The organism is Rummeliibacillus pycnus, assembly GCF_002884495.1.
Taxonomy (GTDB): domain Bacteria; phylum Bacillota; class Bacilli; order Bacillales_A; family Planococcaceae; genus Rummeliibacillus; species Rummeliibacillus pycnus.
In genome coordinates, this window is the sequence record NZ_KZ614145.1 from 2,447,779 (window position 1) to 2,467,796 (window position 20,018).

The following is a 20,018-nucleotide window of genomic DNA, read 5'->3' on the forward strand; positions in this document are numbered from 1 at the left end:
CCACGACCGGAGAAATCTTATTTACTCACGTTCTGTAGAGGAATACTCGCGTTCTCCCCGTAAATACTCACACTCTCGGCAAAAATACTCGCGGATTCGTGAATTGTATTTGCAAGTAATTCAATACGTCGCCGAATCTACTCCAATCATTATTACGTTGGCCTCAATTTACTTAATATTTCATGCTTCAATTCCAGCATTTTTTCTTTAGAAGGATATGGATTTGTAAACGTTAATGCCATATCAATCGAAGTAAGTGCGTGATTTATTTCACCTGTTTTCAGAAGAGCTTCCGCTAAATAATACCAATAATATGGAAAGCTATTTTGCTGCAGCAATTGTTTATAATAGACAGCCACTTTTTTAAAATAGTATGGATACACATCTCTGGCAACCGTAAGATTGGTTCCATTGTAGCGGTAAACCTCTACTTTATAAGCTTCCCCAGTGTCATGCAACCAAATGGCCAATTCAAACTGACCATCTTTGCCGTACTTTCCGGGCATATCTTCCACAAATAATTTGCTATATACAACATACTTTGTGAGTAAATTAATAAATCCATAAATTTTCCACTGCAATAAAACTAGTTGTGACCATATATCGCCTATTTGCCAACCAACGACTAATGAGTTTACACCTCTAGCGGTGAGTGGGACAGCCATTAAATCTGTAATTGCATATCCCTTCCCTTTTATTTCAATCATCGGATACCAGAGATTATAAGACTTTTTCAATAGTAGCAAATAATTTTCGCCCAGGTATTCATAGGCAACGATTAATTCCTTTAATCGATCTCCATCAATGTCTGCCAATAAAATGGCTGGTCTATTGTTTGAATTTTGTAATTTTAAAATAGTGGCTGATGGTGGTAATATGCTCTCCAATAGTTGTTCAAATTCATCCATTATCTATCCACCCTTTCATGGTAGTGTATGCCGTAAATTAAGAGAAGAGATGGGAGATAGTTGATGTAAATGAATCAATTTCATAAATATATTTCTAATTAAAGAACACGAAGATTAATGTCCATTCAGTACCGCCAAAGGGGAACATTCATCCTTATGACATAAAAGCTCTTCCTTTCAAATACTTTTATTCGAAATATAACCATCCTAAAAAACCCATTAAGTTAGACTTTTTGTCCAACTTAATGGGTTCGGAAGAAATATCCGGTTTAATTTCATTGCATGTTGAGGGACCATGGAGTGAAAAACTTGCTACTTTGTTGTTTCTATCAATTGCACCTGTTGCAGAACTTTCAGGATAATTTGCAGGTGCTGCAACAAATCCAGCTCCACCTGGATTTGTTAATGTTGTGTTTCCTGCAGAAAACTAATTATAAGTCAACATACATCAAAATTATTGATAGCGAAATAACTGAAATGAAAATAGATACCAAAATAGCCATAAGTGTTTGATTCATCATTTTTTCGTATTTTTGAGCAAATACAAACACACCTGCACCAACTGGCAAAGCTGACATAATTAAGGAAACTACTGCCCATAGTGGTTCAATATCGAAAACATACATGAATAGTATGAAAGTAATAAATGGTTGAAATATTAGTTTTAAAGATACTATGACGCCAATTTCTATTTTATTAAATTCACTTTCTTTGATTAAAGTCATTTGACCTACTAACCCTAAACCGATGGCAAATAAGGCTGTTGAACCAGATGCATTTGCTAATAAATCTGAAAAAGTCCAAACTGCAGTTGGTAGGGGAATCTTAGCAATGGCCACTATTATTCCTGCTATAACTGATATTGTTAATGGACTTGTAACAACAGGTTTTATTATTTGCCATAAAATATTTAATTTTTTTTCTTGTTTATTATTATTAATTACTAAAGCTGACTCACAGACCAATAATACTATTGAGATAACAGGTATGTTATGAATTAATGTTGCTAAGGCTGCTGGGAGTGCTGCTTCACTTCCAAAAGCAGCAATAACTAAAGGAATTCCCATATAACCTGTTGTACCATAAGAAGTATTCATGCCATAAAGCGATGCAGATGAAATATCTTTTTTAAAAACCCATTTAGAAATTAAAACAGCGAGAATGAAACTTGCTAATATTCCCCCTAAATTAATCGCTATAAACTGCCAATTTACCAATTGTTCAATAGGTGCAGCAGCAGTAGCTTTGAATAATAAGGCAGGTAAAGCAATATAGAAAACAAAATTATTTAAGGTTTTGGCTCCAGATTTAGGTACCATTCCAGATGATCCGGCAATATATCCGACTGCAATTATTGCAAAAATAGGTAAGATGACATTAACAATTATGATCATAATAAGTTACTTTCAAATGCAAGATTTTGAGAAATTTCAATCAATCGATACTTTTCATTTTCCTCTACTGTAAATAAGCAGCGTTCAGCACCTTCACGTAATGTTTCATCTAAATACCCTTTTAATTCAAAATTTCCATACCGCATTCTATGATCGATAGGATAAGTCATAACCATGTCCTTCACTCCATTTCTGAATTTTTATAATTTTCATTCTATTTCATCGGCATTATCATGTAAAATGAAGAAAAGAGATTGCATCTATCACTTTTTTTGATTTCTAAACTATATATGATGGAGGATTTCAATGGATATAAAGGACTTGGAATTATTTAGATCTATCACTAATCACATGAATTTAACAAAAGCTGCAAGGGAATTAAACTATGTGCAATCCAATGTAACAAGTAGACTAGCAAAAATCGAAAAGGAAATAGGTAAAAAATTATTAACCCGTACAAACAGAGGGGTATATCTAACAACAGAGGGGAAATTATTTTCTGAATATGTAATTCGTATGATTCAGTTATATAACGAAATGATAAATACAATGCAAAACCCTGATTTGATTTCAGGTCAATTGAGTATTGGATCTACTGATATAACAACAGCATCGAGGTTGCCTTGTGTACTCGCAACATTTTTAGAGGAATCCCCTAAAGTTGAGTTTTCTTTAGTTAATGGTTCTTCGGAGGACCTCATTCAAGATGTTATGAAATATCGAATAGATGGCGCTTTTATCACAGATACAATAGACGAACCGAAATTTATTCAAGAAAAGCTAATAGAAGAAGAAGTAGTGTTGATTTCTAATAAAAGTCATCCACCAATATACTCTTTACGTGAATTAACAAAAAGTAAAATATTGGTGTTTAATTCTGGCTGCACCTATAGACGTAAAATTGAAGAATGGGTTGCTAAAGAAGGAGTAATTGTTCAAAAAGTAGTTTTTGGTACGATAGAAGGCATGATAGGGTGTGTGAAAGCGGGATTTGGAGTTGCACTAGTTTCAAAATTAATGGCAGAACAAATAAATAAGGATGCGCAACTGCAAATTCATAAAGTGCCCGAAGAATATCGTTATGTAACAACTGTGTTTATTCGTAGAAAGGACATACCAATCACAAATACGCTTGATCAATTCTTGAATATCACTCGCGACAAATTTAATCAATGCTATTAATAAATTCTTGACTTTACTTTTCTTCCTACTTCTGAGGTAAAGGATCTTTACTATTTTTAATTTTCATTTCAGAGAAGGAGCTTATTTGTAAAAGGTTATAAATAAGCTCTTTCTAATTTTCAATTGTTCACAAAAACCCCTGATATAAATCAGAGGTTTTTATACTTTTTAATTATTAACTAAAACTTTTTTACTTTTTTCTTTTGTTTGTACTTGATTTGCTAGTGTACCAAGACCCGAATTTACAGAAGTGATAGCCTTATAGGCATCTACTAGCCCATATCCATACCCATTATTGGGTGTTTGCGGATAAGTTGAATCCGTCAAAGGTGTCGCTGTAGTTATTAAAATTTGTTCCATTTCATCAACACTTAAATTTGGATTTGCTTGTTTAAGAAGTGCCGCGACACCTGATACAGCTGGTCCTGCCATTGATGTTCCGTTCCATCCACCTTCATAAACACCACCTGGTACTGATGAACGAATGTTCACACCAGGGGCTGAGATGTCAGGCTTGATTTCACCATATGGTGATGGGCCACGAAGAGAAAAGCTCGCAACTTTGTTATTGCTATCAATTGCTCCTGTTGCAAAACTTTCTGGATAGTTTGCAGGAGTTGCTACTGATCCTGGTCCACCTGGATTAGATGTGGTTGTATTTCCTGCAGAAAACTCAGGGAAAATATCTGCTGCGCGCCAATTGATCACTACGTCTCGATACCATTCGTCTAGTCCTGGTCCACCTCCCCAAGAGTTATTTACAATGTCTGGGGCCATATCAACTCGTGCATTTCCTTTTGAATCAGTTGGCGCTAATATCCACTGTGCAGCTTTTAAAAGAGCAGTATCTGATCCTCCATTTCTAGTAAAAGCTTTAACAGCGATAAATTTAGCACCCGGAGCAACACCTATTTGGTTTGTTCCGTTAGACTCACTTCCTACCATTGTTCCCATTACATGAGTCCCATGATCAACATCATCATATGGTGTTGCTTTTCCAGCTTTTGTTGCATCATACCAATTGTAACTATGTGATACAGCTCCTGTTGATGCATTATAGCCACGATATTTTGCTTTTAATGCAGGATGATCCCATTGAACACCTGTATCAATTGTTGCAACAACTATCCCTGAACCATTAATTCCTACATTCCAAGCTTCTGGGGCTTTTACTCGTTCCACATTCCACTCGATATTCGTAGCTTGAACTTGTCCATCAGGTGCCTTTTTCGTATTACTAGTTAAAGGTAACTGAAGTAACTTGCCATTCGTTAATTGGGTATTTGTCTTTGTTGTATAAAGCTGCCGCGTTTCATCTGGTAGTACACTTTCTACTTCATCAAAATTTGCCACTTTTTCAGCCACTTCTTTAGTAGCTGTAACAGCTATTCCATTGACGATAAAGAATGATTCAATATCTGTGACATTTCCTTTCTTTTCTTCTTCTTTAAGATATTGTTTGACCTTCTCCTGTGAATCATGAGAAGTTGCCTTTAAATCTGATACCACTGCTGAACGTTGTGCTATTTCCGTTTTCTTTGCTGAAAACTTATTTTCTTTTGCTATTTTCCTAGCTTCCGCAGCTACCTTTTTTGAAGCAGATTTTTCTTTGAACTTAATCAGAAATGTTATTTTTTCATCATCTTGAAATTCTTTCAGTAATCGACTACTCACTTTCTCTTTTGAAGTCTGAAGGTTAGATGTTGCTGCACTAGTTGTATTTGGACTAATAAATGCAAGTGCAAGGAGCATAGATGTTGCTAGACTAATTGCTTTAACTGAACTACTTTTCTTTTTCAAATAGTATTCCTCCCTTTTTAATATGGTGATAATTACTGTTAGAAGCTAGAAGATTGAATAATTTCCTTTCAAACAAAGAAAAACACCTTGCCTCCTTTCCTAAAAGCTAGGTAAACAGATTCAAAGGTGCTAAAATTTTCTAGATGTAATACATATTATAAATTATAAATGATTGAATTTTTTTACTAATAATGTAGAATTTTATCGATAATTTCAAATTAGTATTATTATCCTGAATAATTATCAAAATTAAATAACAGATTATAAATTTAAAAACGTTTAAACCATTGATATTATTAAGATCGTAATTAACTCGAATAATTCAGATAAAAACTAGATAATACATCATATGTAAAAACAGATATTTTCACCTATACCATGTGGTCGAACTTTGTAGTTTAAGTATTGTTGCGAGAAAATTTCTATTTAAATAGAAGTAAACTAGAATAACAAACATATTTCTAAATTTCATGTCAAAAAAGTTTAAGTATGCATATTTTGGTTAAAACTGAATATGGAGGATGATGATGAGAAGTTTCTGTATGAGAAGTCTCTGGAAGCGAATGAGATTGGACTTTTTTGATGCAGTGATATGGATTTATGGGAGTTGTCTTGCATTATTGTTTATTGTTCTATTTTCGTTTTTCTGGAGTGGTATTTAGATTTTCAATGATTGTGTATTTAGTATTATTTTTTTATTTTTAGTGATAAATTGTTTTATGCTGAGCATATTATTTTTATTGTGTGAATAAGAATTTCGAAAAAGTGTGAGTAAAAACAATACTGCTACTTGAGTATGGATATGCCGAAAGCACCTAGTCATTTACAAAGATGAATAGGTGCTTTCTATAGGTATTGCTTATTCAACTTTTGGATCCTCCATAGATTTTAACTCTTTTGCTAATCTGTAAAATAATTCTTCGTCACGTGCAGCTAATGCTTGATCAATTAACCGTAAGCGATTGCAATCTTCAAGTTCTTCAATTAGTAAATCGATGTCTGATGGTGCACTCAATAACTGTTCTCCTCGCTTCAATTCAAGTTCATCTAAGATGAGTTCGAGATGATCATGAATATTTGAAACTAGTAGCAATTGATATAATGGTAAACGAATAAAACGGCTGCCTTTTTGGAAAACAAACACTTCGGATAAATTTTCAATTTGTAATGAAGTTAAATTAATCACAATTTCTTTTCCTTCTACAGGGATGAAATGGAATAGTTCTTCGTCCTTTATAATAGAGAAGTATTGATAGGCAAAAACCATTTTTAGTCGCGCTCCATCTCGTTTCGTGTAGAATGGTTCCATTCTTTTTACTTCTAACATGAAAGCCCCCTCCTTTGAAGGAATATTCTGATTATTAATATAATATCACGGAATACCGTTTATTGACACAAAAATATTTGTCGTCTTTTCTGAACTCTTCCCTAATTTTCATCAAATTAGCACAATGTAAAAAGGCTTTCTAGTGAAATATTTCCTTTTACATTTACGGATAGCATCAAAAAGTTTTATAATGAAAGGAAAGTTTTTTTTGCAGGAGCGAATGGTATGAATACGAATATTTCTGATATCGCCAAAAGTTACGAGGATTTTATTCGTAATCAAATGGCTCAAATTGGTTTAAATCTTCATGCTTCAAATCCTGAAGATGAAGAACTAGTGCGACGTGCTGCATTTTTAGCTCGCCATAACTATGTGAAAATAAGTGCTTATAGTGAAGAACGAAATGTTATTTCTTTCGTGGTACAAGATGCGTCTCCTACGAATGTTATATTCCATATTAATGCTGGCAATCTTACGTGTGATTGCCCAAAGGAAAATTGGTGCCGTCATAAACTGGCGGCTTTGTTTGTTCTATATCAATATATTGATTCTTTAGCTACATGGCTTGAAAATTTCCGTTCGAAAAAGGCTACTCAAATGAGCTTGATAAAAGAAGAGAGATCCCCCGAAACATGGTTGCGTCTTGTGCAAAATGTCTACAAAGTCAATTTATATAGCCAACCTGTGCTGAATCCTTATTTAGTTGAGAGTATTTTTGCGGATATGCAACGACAAGTTTTCCAACATACACCTCTTGAACGTGAATGGCAAAGTTTGTATAAACTATTTACTCATATGGCTCTGTTATCTCATACTTGGAAGCATTTAAATCCAACCTCAGAGTCTTATAAAACCTATTTTAATAATTTTATCGAACACGAAGCTGAGAAAGTAAAAGAACATATTCGATTAACTTCTTCAAAATCACGTCTCTTTGCGACAGATCCTTTTTATGATACATTGCAAAAAATTGTTAATTATTTTCTGTTACACCAAACTGGGTACTTTGAACAACGGTTATATATTTATACTTTATTCTGGGAATCAATGTTCAATGAAAAATCTCGCCGTGAATCAGAATTAGCATTTATCAAAAATGACCGTCATATTGAAGAAGATGTTAAAATTGCGAGTATTGAATCCATGTTCTTTATTATGTTAAAAAAGTATGATGAGCTTGAACAAGAATTAGCAAGTATGAATGAAGCGGATATGCTAGTCTGGATGGATTTAGCACGTTTCGCTGATCGAAATGAAGATCACAAAGCTCTTTCAATGATTATCCGTGCAATGCTACCTTGTTTAGATTCTTTTATTAATACATGGTTATCTACTCGGTATCGATCAGCCTTTGTGAACGCTTTCAATAAACTATGTTCGAAAATTGATCTTCATGACGAGGAAGCTGAAGTTTTATTTTCAGCATCTGGGATGTATGGAATGCAGCCTTATTCACTATTTTTAATTGAGCGAGGACGCTATTTGGAATGGACTGCTCTCCATCATCGCTTTCCCTCTTCACTTGCCTATTTAGAATTATGTGGGTTAAAAACTGTTCTAGAAGAAAAACCCGAAGCTCTTTTACCGTTATATCACGCACTTGCTATGTCTGAACTTGCCCAAAAATCAAGACAACACTATAAACAAGCTGTACGTGTTTGGAAAAAAATGAAATCTGCTGCTAAAAAGAGTGGGAAAAACGAATTTTGGAATAATTATGTTGATCAAACTAGACAACAGTATAAGCGTCTCCGTGCATTACAAGAAGAAATTGAGAAAGGAAACTTGAAGCTATGACAATCAATGCAAAAGTACCCGACACCTTTTTGAAGTCCATTCAACTCGACATTGAAACTGAAACGGGACAATCTTTTTCTTTGCAAGCTCACGAGCAAAATGGTGAGCCCATGCTTGTGAATGAATGGCTCTCTTTTCTTTTCTTTCAATATGAGCCAGCCTTTTATGGTTTAACGGCAAATCATTCGTCACACCATATTTCTCTAACACCACTCGAAATGGTCGAGTTGTTTTCAAAAGAACAAAAGCATCCATTTATTAATTATGTGGGGATAGATGAAAATTCAAGCAATTGGCTAGAAGCCGCTACAACTGCTTCTACATATTGGTATAGTAAAGATTTATGGAATCATATTAAGATGAGCAAAGAAAATTTTACGATAGAATTACCAATCGATGATTTAACAAAAAAACTAATGCAAATGGCTTTAACACAGAAATTGATAGAAGCAGGCCTAACCTTTAATGATCTTCCTACTTTACTACCTTTCTTCCGTAATGGCGGTTGGCCTATTCAATCAAAAACTGTAGATGATGAGATTTATGTTGGATTACGTCTTCGAGAACCAATGGAAAATCAAGATGAATGGATTCTTGAAACAGTGATTCGAAGTAAAAAGAGTGTTAATTTTTGGGCTCCTCCTATGAGAAAACGTACACTACAAATTGAACATGCACTTCCTGATAAATGGAAGCACCATGCAACGGGCATTCAACAATTACAACAACAAATGGTTGAATTATTGCGTACACAAGATTATATGCAAAATATCGATCCAAATAACTTTCTTTCTCTACATTTAAAGGATCCTGATGTACGTGAATTTTTGCGTTCGGATTTTATACGTTTACAAGCACTAGGTTTTGAAATTGTCCTTCCGGCATGGCTAAGGGATCTAAAAGATTCTCGTGTTAAAGTTCGCGCTAGCGCAAGTACAGCATCCAATTATAAATCTGCTGCTGGTCTACAGGAAATTTTAACATTTGATTGGAAGCTTTCTTTAAATGGACAAGATATATCCATTGAAGAATTTCAACAAATGGTGAATGATAATCGTGAATTCATCCGAGCAGGTACTGAGTGGGTTCGTGTCGATGTTGCATGGATGCAAGAAATCCGTAAATTAATGGAAAAAGCGGAAAATGAAAATTGGACAGTTCGTGATCTATTATTCCAAGAATTGCCGGAAGAATTTATCATTCCTGACGAAGAAGAGGATGACGAAAATCATGATGATCCTATCTTCCAATTTGAAATGCAAAAGTCATTACGTGACTATGTACAAAAATTGATCGATAAAAAAGGACTACCATCTGTGCAGGCTTCTGATCGATTACAAGCTACTTTGCGCCCTTATCAACAAGAGGGATTTGAATGGCTTGTTTTTATGCGTGAACAACGTTTTGGTGCTTGTCTAGCTGATGATATGGGTCTTGGAAAAACTGTTCAGCTAATCTCATATCTATTACATGTTTATGATCAGGATATAGATGCACCACCTACATTAATCATTTGCCCAACTTCTGTACTTGGGAACTGGCAAAAGGAACTAGAACGATTTGCACCATCTTTGAAAGTTTATTTGCACTATGGCTCTAATCGTTTAAAAAACGAAGCATTCGATGCTTATATTGATAAGGAAAAACCACAAATTGTGCTATCTACTTATGGAACCATTACGCAAGATGTAGAAATGCTTGAACATCATAAATGGGCAAATATTACGCTTGATGAAGCTCAAAATATCAAGAATATGCATACAAAACAATCAAAGGCAATCCGTAAATTACATGGTGGGCACCATATTGCCTTAACCGGTACTCCCGTAGAAAACCGGTTATCTGAGTTGTGGGCAATTTTCGACTTTATCTATAGAGGCTATCTTGGTAGTTTCTCACGTTTCCAAGAAGAATATATAGCACCGATTGAACGCGATGAATCAGAAAACCATAAAAATCGTTTACGTAAGAAAATTCAACCGTTCTTATTACGACGTACAAAACAAGATCCTGCTCTTATGCTCAATCTTCCAGATAAACTTGAACAACGTGAATACTGCCCACTAACAGAAGAACAAGCAGTTCTATATGAAAGTTTTATCCAAGAAACCATGCACAGATTAGAAACATTATCAGGCTTTGAGCGAAAAGGTCTTATTTTGAAAATGCTTAATAAGTTAAAACAACTATGTAATCATCCTGCTCTATATTTAAAGGAACCGTTTGAGAATGCTGAAGATATGTTAAGCCGTTCTGAAAAACTAGATCGTATCGTAACACTTGCTGCTGATATTGCGAATAATCAGGAACAATGCCTAATCTTCACACAATATATTGGCATGGGTCACCTTTTACAACACTGTCTCTCTGAGTTATATGATATTGATGTACCGTTTTTAACAGGTAGTATGCCAAAACAACAGCGTGACTATTTCGTGGAGTCCTTTCAAAATGGAGAATTTCCAATTTTCATCCTGTCTCTAAAAGCAGGTGGAACAGGTTTGAATTTAACGGCGGCTAATCATGTTCTTCATGCTGATCGTTGGTGGAATCCAGCTGTTGAAAATCAAGCTACAGACCGAGCATATCGAATCGGTCAAACACAATTTGTACATGTTCATAAATTCATCACAACAGGTACTGTAGAAGAGAAAATTGATGCTTTACTTACAGAAAAGCAAGCATTATCTGAAGAACTCATTCAGTCTAGCCAATGGATTACTGAATTAAAAGACGAAGAAATTATGGATTTATTATCTTTTAGTTTTTAGTTAGTATATATATGCTATTGAATGAAGTGGAATTTGAATGAACTTCGATGAATGAACCTTTTCGAGGATTCTACGCTAATTCCACTTCAACTAAGATGCCCAAAAGTTTTGCTTTTTTGCTTTTTCAGTGGTCACACGTAAATCCCAGAGGAGCACCCAAAACGTAGATTAACTTTTTCTAAAGTTTAAAGAAAAATTGCTCTCCTTGAAATTGGGAAGAGCAATTTTTTAACCAATTAAATAACTACTTTTCTTATTAAATCATACTTATTGGACAACCTCTTTAATCTATTGTCAATATTCCATTCTTTTTAGTGGATACTATATGTACAGATAAAGCCATGCTTCGATGACTTCATCCGCTGTCTTCCCCATAGACAGTTTTAAAACACGCTTTTCAACTTTTTTACTTCCCCAAGAATTTCTATTCCCTTTTACAAATTATACAGCCTTCCCCATTTAATTGTTTTATTCGTTATGTACGCTGTACACAACGAATTATTAACAGCGATTCTGAATTGTTCCACTGGATGATCCTGGTTTATTTTATTTGGACCAATTCATCAAACCTATTGGTGCGGTCTTTCCAATAGGACAGCTGTTCGGTATAATTGCAACCTTGCAACCGATATTCCATTTGAACCTTGTAGTCAGTCTACCAGAGGCTTTACCTTTTTCCACTGATAAAAAAGTTATACCATAGGTAATCCTTCTGCCTCTTCTTTTGGTAGAACAAAGCCTGCCGGCACTTCTTGAGCTTGCTCAGAGGTTGTTTGTAACATTGTTGAATTTTTTTGTTCGGATGGTTGCACCTGTTTTGATGTTTTTTCTTCGCGTTCTTTTAATGCTAAGAAACGTACTTCATCTGCAATTACTTCAACAACATAAACTCTTTTTCCATCATCACGTTGATAGGATCTTGATTGTAGTCGGCCACCAACCCCAATTAATGAACCTTTTCCACAATATTTCACTACATTTGTAGCGAGTTTCCCCCATACAGAACATGAAACAAAATCAGCATCTATGTCACCATTGGCATTTTTGAAGTTTCGATTGATTGCAATTATAAAATTTGTTTGTACCCTCCCTTCTGATAATTGACGTAATTCAGGATTCTTTGTAATCCTCCCGACAAGGGCAACTTGATTCAATCCATCACCTCCTTCCATTTGAATTATCTATATCATAATTACCTTTAAAATTTTATGCAAAACAGAGAAATGGAGGTTTTAAGCATGTTTGTATATACAAAATTTATTTTTGAAAACAGCCTATTTTGGATAAATTGCGTCGTATAGGTATTTCCTTATTTTTCAAAATCATGCGAAATGTTTTTTTAGCTGTTTTTTAATATGTTATAATTACCGTACGAAATTCGTCGAAAGATAGGTGATAAATTTACGTGAAGACTTTTAAAATGTTGTCGTTAGAACTATTAAAAGATGAACAATTAATATCCTATCCACTTACAGATGGAATTATTATTAACCAAGAGAACAGCCATAAATCTTGGATTTTAGAAATGTATATGGATCGACAATACGCTTCAGATTTTGCTCCATATTTAGGAACTGATACGATATTAAATGTTCGTGCAGTAATTTCTTATCCAGACAATGAACCTGCTTCTTTCAGGGCTGTAGTGCAAGACATTGTTGAAATGTCTGAAGAAAATCATGTATCGGTATTATTAAAAGGCACATTAAATTCTATTCGTCGTCAATATGCAGAACAATTGTTATTAGAACTCGTTGAAGAAGGATTTACTGGAGATGCACTGCTTGAAAAATTCAAAGAAGATATGCGTACTAGACCAAGCTTAAAAAACGCTGTCAATCAGAATCATTCTATTTAGATTTCCATTCAGCAAAAAAAAAAACGGCATACCCTCCTGGATATGCCGAGCTTTATTATTTATTGTCATCTCTATCGTGAGGAATATAATGTCCATTTCCTACAGTATTATCAATGACAGTGTTATCAGTTGTTCTTTTGCTAGTTCCTGGTGTCATGTTATTGACACCCTCTTCGACAGTCCCAGTAACATCATTAACGCCACGTTCTACAGCATTAACGCCTTTGTTTACACCTCTTTCAACATCTGTAACACCGTTATTGACGGCATTATTGACACCATCATTTGTAATGCCATCGTCCGTAGCACCGGTATTGACATGTCTATTCACGTCCTCCATTGGTGTTTCCGTACGAGTTGGCTCAATTGCCTTATTGGTATTACACCCAACTAATACAAGTGCTGAAAAAAGTAAGATAGCAGCTGACTGCTTCCACATTTTTGTTTCCTCCTTCCACCTTTAATTTGACCATCACACTGTGTGCGATTTAAAAGTAGCATGTGCTGAAAAAGTGAAACTATCCTTTGAATAAAAAACCAGCCTGATTGATCGAATGGTTTCTACAGTTGTGGAAATAATAAAAGAGCACTCCAATGAATTGAAGTGCTCTTTCAAATTTCGTTAATTAGTTGTCTTCATTTTGTTGATTTGGCCCGATCGCAAATAGGATATCAGCCTCACTTACAAGTTCTCCATCAACTGTGACTTTGCCATGTCCTTTTCCCATTACGCCACGAAGTTTTACAAATTCTACTTCGATGTTAAGTTGGTCGCCAGGAATTACTTGACGTTTAAAACGAGCATTATCAACACCTGTTAGGAACGCTAAGTGTCCTTTGAATTTTTCAGATTTTAAGAGTGCTACGCCACCTACTTGTGCCATTGCTTCAATAATTAGCACGCCTGGCATTACAGGATAGCCTGGAAAATGACCTGTGAAGAATGGTTCGTTAATCGTAACATTCTTTATCCCTACAGCACGTTTTCCCTCTTCTACCTCCGTAATACGATCCACTAAAAGAAATGGATAGCGATGTGGTAATATTTGTTGAATTTGATCTGCGGTTAACATACTATATCCTCCTATTGTAAATTGAAAACCCTAGTTGTTCTGTACTCCATTCATAATATCTAATACATGATTCCATGTTGCTGGATTTAGAACGTTAAACGGATTTCCATTGCCCATTACACCGTACCCAATCATAGAGCCTGTGATTGCAGCTATGACAAGTAAAACAACAACAATGATGATTCTGAGTCCGATTGAAAATTCACCTGTTGACATCCACTTTCTTCCCAAGCGATCATCTGCTGCTTCTCTATTTTGTTTTACTTCCTTACGAGTACGTCGCTGTGGAGTCGAGTTATCAGTTTTCGGATCAGTTGTGTTATTTGTCATTACTTGTTCTCCTCTATTAACAATTACTTATCTTATACCATTAATTAGTCCCATCATTTGATCGGCTAACGTTATTGTTCTTGAATTAAATTGATAGGAACGTTGTGTGTTAATAAGATCTGTCATTTCTTTTGAAATATCAACATTCGATAATTCAAGGCCACCATTTTGCATTGCTACTTGATTTCTGTTTGCACCTTGTAAGTTTTGTAACACTGTTCCTTGTGCTACACCTAGTTGATTAAAATTGTTCGGTAAACCAATATACGTATCTGAAATATGCTCCATTAATTGTGGCTTTTGGATCTCAGTAACACCTATTTCAATTTTAGCGTTTGTATTATCATTATACTTAACATTTAATGTTCCGTCTGCTGTCACGGCAAAGTCTTTTGCACCATCTTTTAATATAATAGCATTACCATTGGCATCTGCAACTGGATATCCATCTGAATTTACGAGCATTGTATTACCGTTTTTAAGTGGTGATAAGTAGAAATCTCCTTGGCGGGTAAACACTGTTTTTGTACCGTTTTTGCCATCTGGCATTAAAATATTAAAATACTGTTTTGCTTTTGTGAATGTGAAATCAAGTGAGCGGTTTGTTTGTTGAATGCTACCTTGTTTCCAATTTGTCTGTGCTTGCGCAAGACGAGCACCTACCCCAATACGAATTCCAAGTGGTGATTGACGTTTCACTTTATCTAATTTGTCATTTTCAAATTGTTGATAGAGTAATTCGTTGAACTGGGTTTCTTTAGCTTTGAAGCCATGTGTATTACTATTCGCCATGTTATTACCAATTACATCTAACTGTTCTTGAAGTTGAGACATTGTATTTGCTGCAGAAATCATGGTTCGTAACATCTAGTATACCTCCTAAGTATCCCAAAAATACTAATATCAATCTCCCTCAGCTCAATTGCTTCCATATATTGAATTTGTGCATACATCATTCAATATATGTAACAATGACTGTTCGGAGTTAATAACTTCTTTCAAAAAGTGTCAACACACATGATGAAAGTTAGCAAAATTAATTATATTCATCTCTTTTAAGCTAAAGAAGAAGAAAACAAAAACTTACATGCTATTAGACTCTATACTTTTCCAATTTCATTTACGGCTTTGTCCATGCTTCTATCATATGCTTGAAGTATTTTTTGATTGGCTTCGAAAGCTCTGTAAGCAGTCATCATATCTGTCATTGTTTTAGCTGCATCCACGTTCGAACGTTCAATATATCCTTGCTTTGTTGAAAAACTAACATTGTTTATACCGTAAGCTGACGGGAGGTTTTTTCCATCACTTGTGTAAAACAGGCCAGTATCACGTTTTGCTAATGTATCAGGTTGTGCAGAATAAGATACACCAATTTTTGCTATTTGTTTGTCATTTTCCATAATGGAACCGTCTTCAGTAACTTGGAAATCATCATTTTTCAATGTAATTTTCTTCCCTTGATCTGAGAGAACATAAAATCCTTGTGCATTAACTAAATTACCAGCTGCATCTAATGTAAAATTCCCATTACGAGTGTACGCTTCTCCACCTGCTGGATTTTGTAGACGATAGAAAATTGCTCCTGCTTTCCCCGTTTCCTTATTGATTGGTAGATTACCATTTACTAAGGCAAGGTCTGTAGGTAATTCTGTTGCCGTAAGTTGGCCTTGGGAATAATCAGGTAATGTTTCTTGCATATAAACACCTGTGCCAAGTGCTCCTATTTGCTTTACTGAACTTCCTTCAAAACCACTTTCAAGATTTGCAGGACCGCTTTTTGTAATACGGGATAAAAGCATATTTGGAAATGATCGAATTGTCGATTGATCTGCTTTATATCCTGGTGTATTTGCATTTGCAATATTGTTCGATAAAAGTTCTGTGCGACGTTGTTCAGTTATCATACCGGAAGCAACCGTATAAAATCCACGAAACATCCTTTACACCCTTTCAATTATAAAAATAAACAGTAGCTTTTTATGCATTTCGATCGTTAAAAAAGGAAAACAAAAATCTATTAAAAATTGTTCATCCTTCTATTATTTCGGCTATAATTTACGACGTTTTGGTGCTTTATCAATATTTTCTAACATAATGCCTGTCCCTTCGGCTACACAGTTCATAGGATTATCTGCGATAAAGACAGGTACTCTTAATTCATTTGTTAGTAAATGATCTAAACCATGTAATAATGCACCTCCGCCAGTGACCATTACACCACGATCAATGATGTCTGCTGATAGCTCTGGTGGTGTTTTTTCAAGTACATTTTTAGCAGATTGTACGATTAAAGCAATTGATTCACGTAATGCCTTTTCAATTTCATGAGAATGAATTTCAATCGTTCTTGGTAAACCTGTAACTAAATCTCGACCACGAATCTCCATTTTCTCATCTCGTTCTTCTGGATAAACAGTACCAATTGTTATTTTAATATTTTCCGCAGTACGTTCCCCAATTAATAGCTTGTACTGTTTTTTAATGTATTGAAGGATATCATTATCAAATACATCTCCAGCAATTTTAATGGATTCTGATGTTACAATGTCACCCATTGATAGTACAGCAACATCTGTTGTTCCACCACCGATATCAATAACCATATTACCGCTTGGTTGGAAAATATCCATGCCTGCTCCTATAGCTGCTACTTTCGGTTCTTCTTCTAGGTATACATTACGACCACCGGATTTTTCGGCTGCTTCACGAATTGCTTTTTGTTCTACACTTGTAATATTTGTAGGGCAACAAATTAAAATACGTGGCTTAGACATAAAGCCTGAAATATTTAACTTATTGATAAAATATCTAAGCATTGATTCAGTTACGTCAAAGTCAGCAATTACTCCATCTTTTAAAGGGCGGATCGCAACAATATTTCCTGGCGTTCTACCTACCATTTTGCGAGCTTCTTCACCAACTGCTAATACCTTACTTGTATTTTTATCAATAGCAACAACAGATGGTTCATTCAGTACGATACCTTTACCTTTTAAATGAATTAGAACATTTGCTGTTCCTAAATCAATTCCTATGTCTTTAGAAAACATATCTGTTTTCCCCTTTCTTCATACCTCAATAATCATCATAAAATATATATGTATCTAGAATATTTTAACATAGCAAAGAGTTAATTACATCTAATTATTTCAACGATTCCTAGGCAATTTAGGTTATAAAAAGAGACTTTTTACACAATACTTTTATCATTATTCCATAAAATTTACTCTTTTAAACTTAACATTGTTAATCTGTTGATTTTCTATCAATTACACTACAATTTCACACAACTGTGTTCTGCTGACACTCACATTCGATCTCTTATTTCGTTACCATCAAGACTATAAATGAACTTGAATGAACATAGTACGAAAGAAATACCAAGTTTTTCGAAGCTTTATCACTATTCTAAAAAAACAACAATATATCCATTAGTAATCTTTATATTTATTCTTTTAAAATAAAAGATAGAAAAAACACCCTCGCTAATCATTATGCGAAGGTGTCTTTTTTTCTGCATTACGTGTTAGCCATTTTTGGCGTGTTGCTTCTCCACCCCTAATATGACGGATGGATTTGTGATAAGCTAAAATTTCGCTTACCTCTTTCGCTAATTCCTCGTTTACCTGAGATAACCTCTCGGTGAGATCCTTATGAATGGTACTCTTAGAGTAACCGGTTTTTTGCGCTAAGGCTCTCACAGTTTGTTGCGATTCTTTAAGCATAAAACCAAGTTTTAGACATCGATTTCGAATATGTTCGTGCACATTCTCTTCCTTTCCACAATGTACGAACGTTTCTTCACCTTATGTCTAAAACCGTTTACTTAGAACCAACAGCAAGGAATTATCTAAAATGCCAGTAAACTTTTTGGGTTGATGTGTTTACCTTCTTGCATTACTTCAAAATAAAGATGCGTACCAGCAGTTGGATTAAATTCATTTGAGATCGCTTTTCCAAGTTTTTGTCCTTGGTCTACTTTATCCCCTTTTTTAACATCAATTTCACCGACTGAGCTGTATTTTGTAGTCATACCATTAGGATGAGATATAGTAATCTCGTTCCCTATGAATGGGTCATTCTTTACTTCTTCAACTGTTCCACTAAGGGCAGCAAGAACATCGAAGCTTTCTCCTTTTACTGCAATGGAAATACCATCACTTGTAGTAAAGGTTTGGTTAAATACGAGTAATGCTCCTTCTCTTGCTTCTTCACTTGCTTCAACATCATAGTAGTCCTGTAATACTTTTGCATCTTTTAAGAGTGCTTCTTTAAATGGGTACTTCATGGATTCGGCAGTTGCGTTTGTTTCAACAGTGGCACTATCAGTATTATTACTAGCTGTTAAATTACTAGTACCTGTCTCTTTAGGAGAGTTCGTTAATGCTGAGTATCCCCAAACACCTGCAACTAAAAGAATTGAAAAACTTGCGTAAATTACTGGCCAGAACCAGCGTTGTTTTGTAACATTTGATTTTTGTGGAGTAGGTTTTTGCTTATTTTCCTCTCTCATTTTCATCACCTCATTTGCTATTGTTGTCAATAGCTTGAGAGTTTAAACATAGAGAAGAAGATTTTTTTAGTTTTTCTATTTTTACTTGTTGATAGAAATGATGTAAGATCTCTTTTGCATTAGCCCCCTTTTCTGCAAGTGCCTTGGCACCGTATTGGCTCATTCCTACACCATGACCATATCCTGTTGTTGTTACTTGAATCATTTTCTTATTTGCATTCCATTTAATAATGAAATCAGTAGATGCTAGTTGCAGTTTTTCTCGCACTTCTCTACCTGACCATTTGTAGTCTCCTGTTTTAATTGTTTCGACCCTACCAGAATTATTGCGATAAATTTTCACATTTTGTATCTGTTCTTTCGTCCATTGTTCGTTGAATATTGAATTCCACTGTTGTAACGTAAAACTATAATTTGTGTGGTATCTTGGTGATTCTTTTTCATTTGATGGGACGGAAACTGATTGTAAGTAAGGGATAGATTGTCCACTATAACTTTTTGCACTTTCAGTATGTCCATTACTTGTTGAGAAGAACATAGCTGTAATTAGTTCATCCTTATAAACTAATACTTGTCCTTTTGTTCCTTGTACAGCTTTACGAATTTTCTTTTCGTTTTTCTCAAAGCTTGTCCCCCAATCTTTTCTTCTTTGATCTTCATCTGCAAAGGCTTGAGCAGAAACATTAGGTTCTATGGCATTTTCACCAAAATTCGTTCGTTTTAAGGCGAACGTGCGCGAAGCGATAGCTTGTGCTTTAAGAGCTTCTAAATTGAAGGAAGCGGGCATTTCTGCTGCTACAACGCCAACAAGATACTCTTCAAGCGAATACTTTTTACCTTTTCCTTGAATTGATATTTGAATATCACATTCTTCATCATTTGTCTTTGTTTCCTCTGAATTTTTTGCTGCAATACTTGAAGTTGGTACTGCTTTTGATTCTTTGTACTTCGTGACTACTGTTGGCAATATGAATAAGACGACAATAATAAGTAGAATATATAGATGTATTTTTTTCATATTCAAGAATATGTACAGAAATAAGTAAATATGCTATATCATAA

At 34.8% G+C, this 20,018-nt stretch carries 18 protein-coding genes and 2 pseudogenes; 4 read left to right on the top strand and 16 right to left on the bottom strand.

Features of this window, described 5'->3' with window-relative positions:
• Window positions 1–152: 152 nt before the first annotated feature.
• The 4 genes and pseudogenes from CEF14_RS11955 to CEF14_RS11970 form a co-directional block, all read right to left on the bottom strand.
• The gene (locus CEF14_RS11955) at window positions 153–908 is read right to left on the bottom strand and encodes a hypothetical protein (protein WP_102693066.1); all 756 of its coding nucleotides are present in this window, start codon (window positions 906–908) and stop codon (window positions 153–155) included.
• A gap of 238 nt (window positions 909–1,146) precedes the next feature.
• Window positions 1,147–1,335, bottom strand: a pseudogene (locus CEF14_RS11960) (S8 family serine peptidase); the annotation flags it as partial.
• A 4-nt stretch (window positions 1,336–1,339) separates the two neighbouring features.
• Window positions 1,340–2,302 (bottom strand): AEC family transporter, encoded by a 963-nt coding sequence (locus CEF14_RS11965; protein ID WP_102693067.1) that lies wholly within the window; start codon window positions 2,300–2,302, stop codon window positions 1,340–1,342.
• Window positions 2,299–2,478, bottom strand: coding sequence for a hypothetical protein (locus CEF14_RS11970; protein ID WP_102693068.1), 180 nt, complete (start codon window positions 2,476–2,478; stop codon window positions 2,299–2,301). The genes CEF14_RS11965 and CEF14_RS11970 overlap by 4 nt, the downstream gene beginning before the upstream one ends.
• 130 nt (window positions 2,479–2,608) lie before the next feature.
• Between CEF14_RS11970 and CEF14_RS11975 the strand changes: the two genes are divergently transcribed.
• On the top strand, window positions 2,609–3,484 hold the full coding sequence (locus tag CEF14_RS11975; RefSeq protein ID WP_102693069.1) for a LysR family transcriptional regulator: 876 nt from the start codon (window positions 2,609–2,611) through the stop codon (window positions 3,482–3,484).
• Between the two features lie 210 nt (window positions 3,485–3,694).
• On the opposite strand, the pseudogene CEF14_RS11980 reads toward CEF14_RS11975, so the two are convergent.
• Both CEF14_RS11980 and CEF14_RS11985 read right to left on the bottom strand, forming a co-directional pair.
• A pseudogene (locus CEF14_RS11980) lies at window positions 3,695–5,284 on the bottom strand (S8 family serine peptidase); the annotation flags it as partial.
• A gap of 859 nt (window positions 5,285–6,143) precedes the next feature.
• Window positions 6,144–6,611 (bottom strand): IDEAL domain-containing protein, encoded by a 468-nt coding sequence (locus CEF14_RS11985; RefSeq protein ID WP_102693070.1) that lies wholly within the window; start codon window positions 6,609–6,611, stop codon window positions 6,144–6,146.
• Between the two features lie 225 nt (window positions 6,612–6,836).
• Here CEF14_RS11985 and CEF14_RS11990 point away from each other — a divergent pair, with 225 nt between their 5' ends.
• Together CEF14_RS11990 and CEF14_RS11995 are read left to right on the top strand one after the other, a co-directional pair.
• Window positions 6,837–8,408: a hypothetical protein gene (locus tag CEF14_RS11990; protein WP_102693071.1), complete on the top strand. Its 1,572-nt coding sequence runs from the start codon at window positions 6,837–6,839 to the stop codon at window positions 8,406–8,408.
• Window positions 8,405–11,179 (top strand): DEAD/DEAH box helicase, encoded by a 2,775-nt coding sequence (locus CEF14_RS11995; protein ID WP_102693072.1) that lies wholly within the window; start codon window positions 8,405–8,407, stop codon window positions 11,177–11,179. Before CEF14_RS11990 ends, CEF14_RS11995 begins: the two co-directional genes overlap by 4 nt.
• A gap of 692 nt (window positions 11,180–11,871) precedes the next feature.
• Here CEF14_RS11995 and CEF14_RS12000 read toward each other — a convergent pair.
• The gene (locus CEF14_RS12000) at window positions 11,872–12,333 is read right to left on the bottom strand and encodes a single-stranded DNA-binding protein (protein WP_102693073.1); all 462 of its coding nucleotides are present in this window, start codon (window positions 12,331–12,333) and stop codon (window positions 11,872–11,874) included.
• Between the two features lie 251 nt (window positions 12,334–12,584).
• Between CEF14_RS12000 and CEF14_RS12005 the strand changes: the two genes are divergently transcribed.
• On the top strand, window positions 12,585–13,037 hold the full coding sequence (locus tag CEF14_RS12005) for a YwpF family protein (RefSeq protein WP_102693074.1): 453 nt from the start codon (window positions 12,585–12,587) through the stop codon (window positions 13,035–13,037).
• A 55-nt stretch (window positions 13,038–13,092) separates the two neighbouring features.
• Here CEF14_RS12005 and CEF14_RS12010 read toward each other — a convergent pair whose 3' ends face one another.
• The 9 genes from CEF14_RS12010 to spoIID all read right to left on the bottom strand — a co-directional run bounded on the left by CEF14_RS12010 (window position 13,093) and on the right by spoIID (window position 19,974).
• Window positions 13,093–13,476 (bottom strand): hypothetical protein, encoded by a 384-nt coding sequence (locus CEF14_RS12010; protein WP_102693075.1) that lies wholly within the window; start codon window positions 13,474–13,476, stop codon window positions 13,093–13,095.
• 187 nt (window positions 13,477–13,663) lie between these two features.
• Complete coding sequence (gene fabZ, locus CEF14_RS12015; protein ID WP_102693076.1) at window positions 13,664–14,110, bottom strand: 3-hydroxyacyl-ACP dehydratase FabZ; 447 nt, start codon at window positions 14,108–14,110, stop codon at window positions 13,664–13,666.
• Window positions 14,111–14,140: 30 nt separating this feature from the next.
• Window positions 14,141–14,440, bottom strand: a complete 300-nt coding sequence (locus tag CEF14_RS12020; protein ID WP_102693077.1) for a DNA-directed RNA polymerase subunit beta — start codon at window positions 14,438–14,440, stop codon at window positions 14,141–14,143.
• A gap of 27 nt (window positions 14,441–14,467) precedes the next feature.
• Window positions 14,468–15,307, bottom strand: a complete 840-nt coding sequence (locus CEF14_RS12025) for a flagellar hook-basal body protein (protein ID WP_102693078.1) — start codon at window positions 15,305–15,307, stop codon at window positions 14,468–14,470.
• A 233-nt stretch (window positions 15,308–15,540) separates the two neighbouring features.
• Entirely contained in the window at window positions 15,541–16,380 is an 840-nt protein-coding gene (locus CEF14_RS12030) for a flagellar hook-basal body protein (RefSeq protein WP_102693079.1), read from the bottom strand.
• A gap of 111 nt (window positions 16,381–16,491) precedes the next feature.
• Window positions 16,492–17,493, bottom strand: coding sequence for a rod shape-determining protein (gene mreB / locus CEF14_RS12035; RefSeq protein ID WP_102693080.1), 1,002 nt, complete (start codon window positions 17,491–17,493; stop codon window positions 16,492–16,494).
• A gap of 435 nt (window positions 17,494–17,928) precedes the next feature.
• A complete protein-coding gene (locus tag CEF14_RS12040) occupies window positions 17,929–18,210 on the bottom strand; it encodes a sporulation transcriptional regulator SpoIIID (protein WP_102693081.1) in 282 nt (93 codons plus the stop codon).
• 83 nt (window positions 18,211–18,293) lie between these two features.
• Window positions 18,294–18,986, bottom strand: coding sequence for a M23 family metallopeptidase (locus CEF14_RS12045; protein ID WP_245890162.1), 693 nt, complete (start codon window positions 18,984–18,986; stop codon window positions 18,294–18,296).
• On the bottom strand, window positions 18,967–19,974 hold the full coding sequence (gene spoIID / locus CEF14_RS12050; RefSeq protein WP_102694388.1) for a stage II sporulation protein D: 1,008 nt from the start codon (window positions 19,972–19,974) through the stop codon (window positions 18,967–18,969). The genes CEF14_RS12045 and spoIID overlap by 20 nt, the downstream gene beginning before the upstream one ends.
• Between the last annotated feature and the right edge of the window lie 44 nt (window positions 19,975–20,018).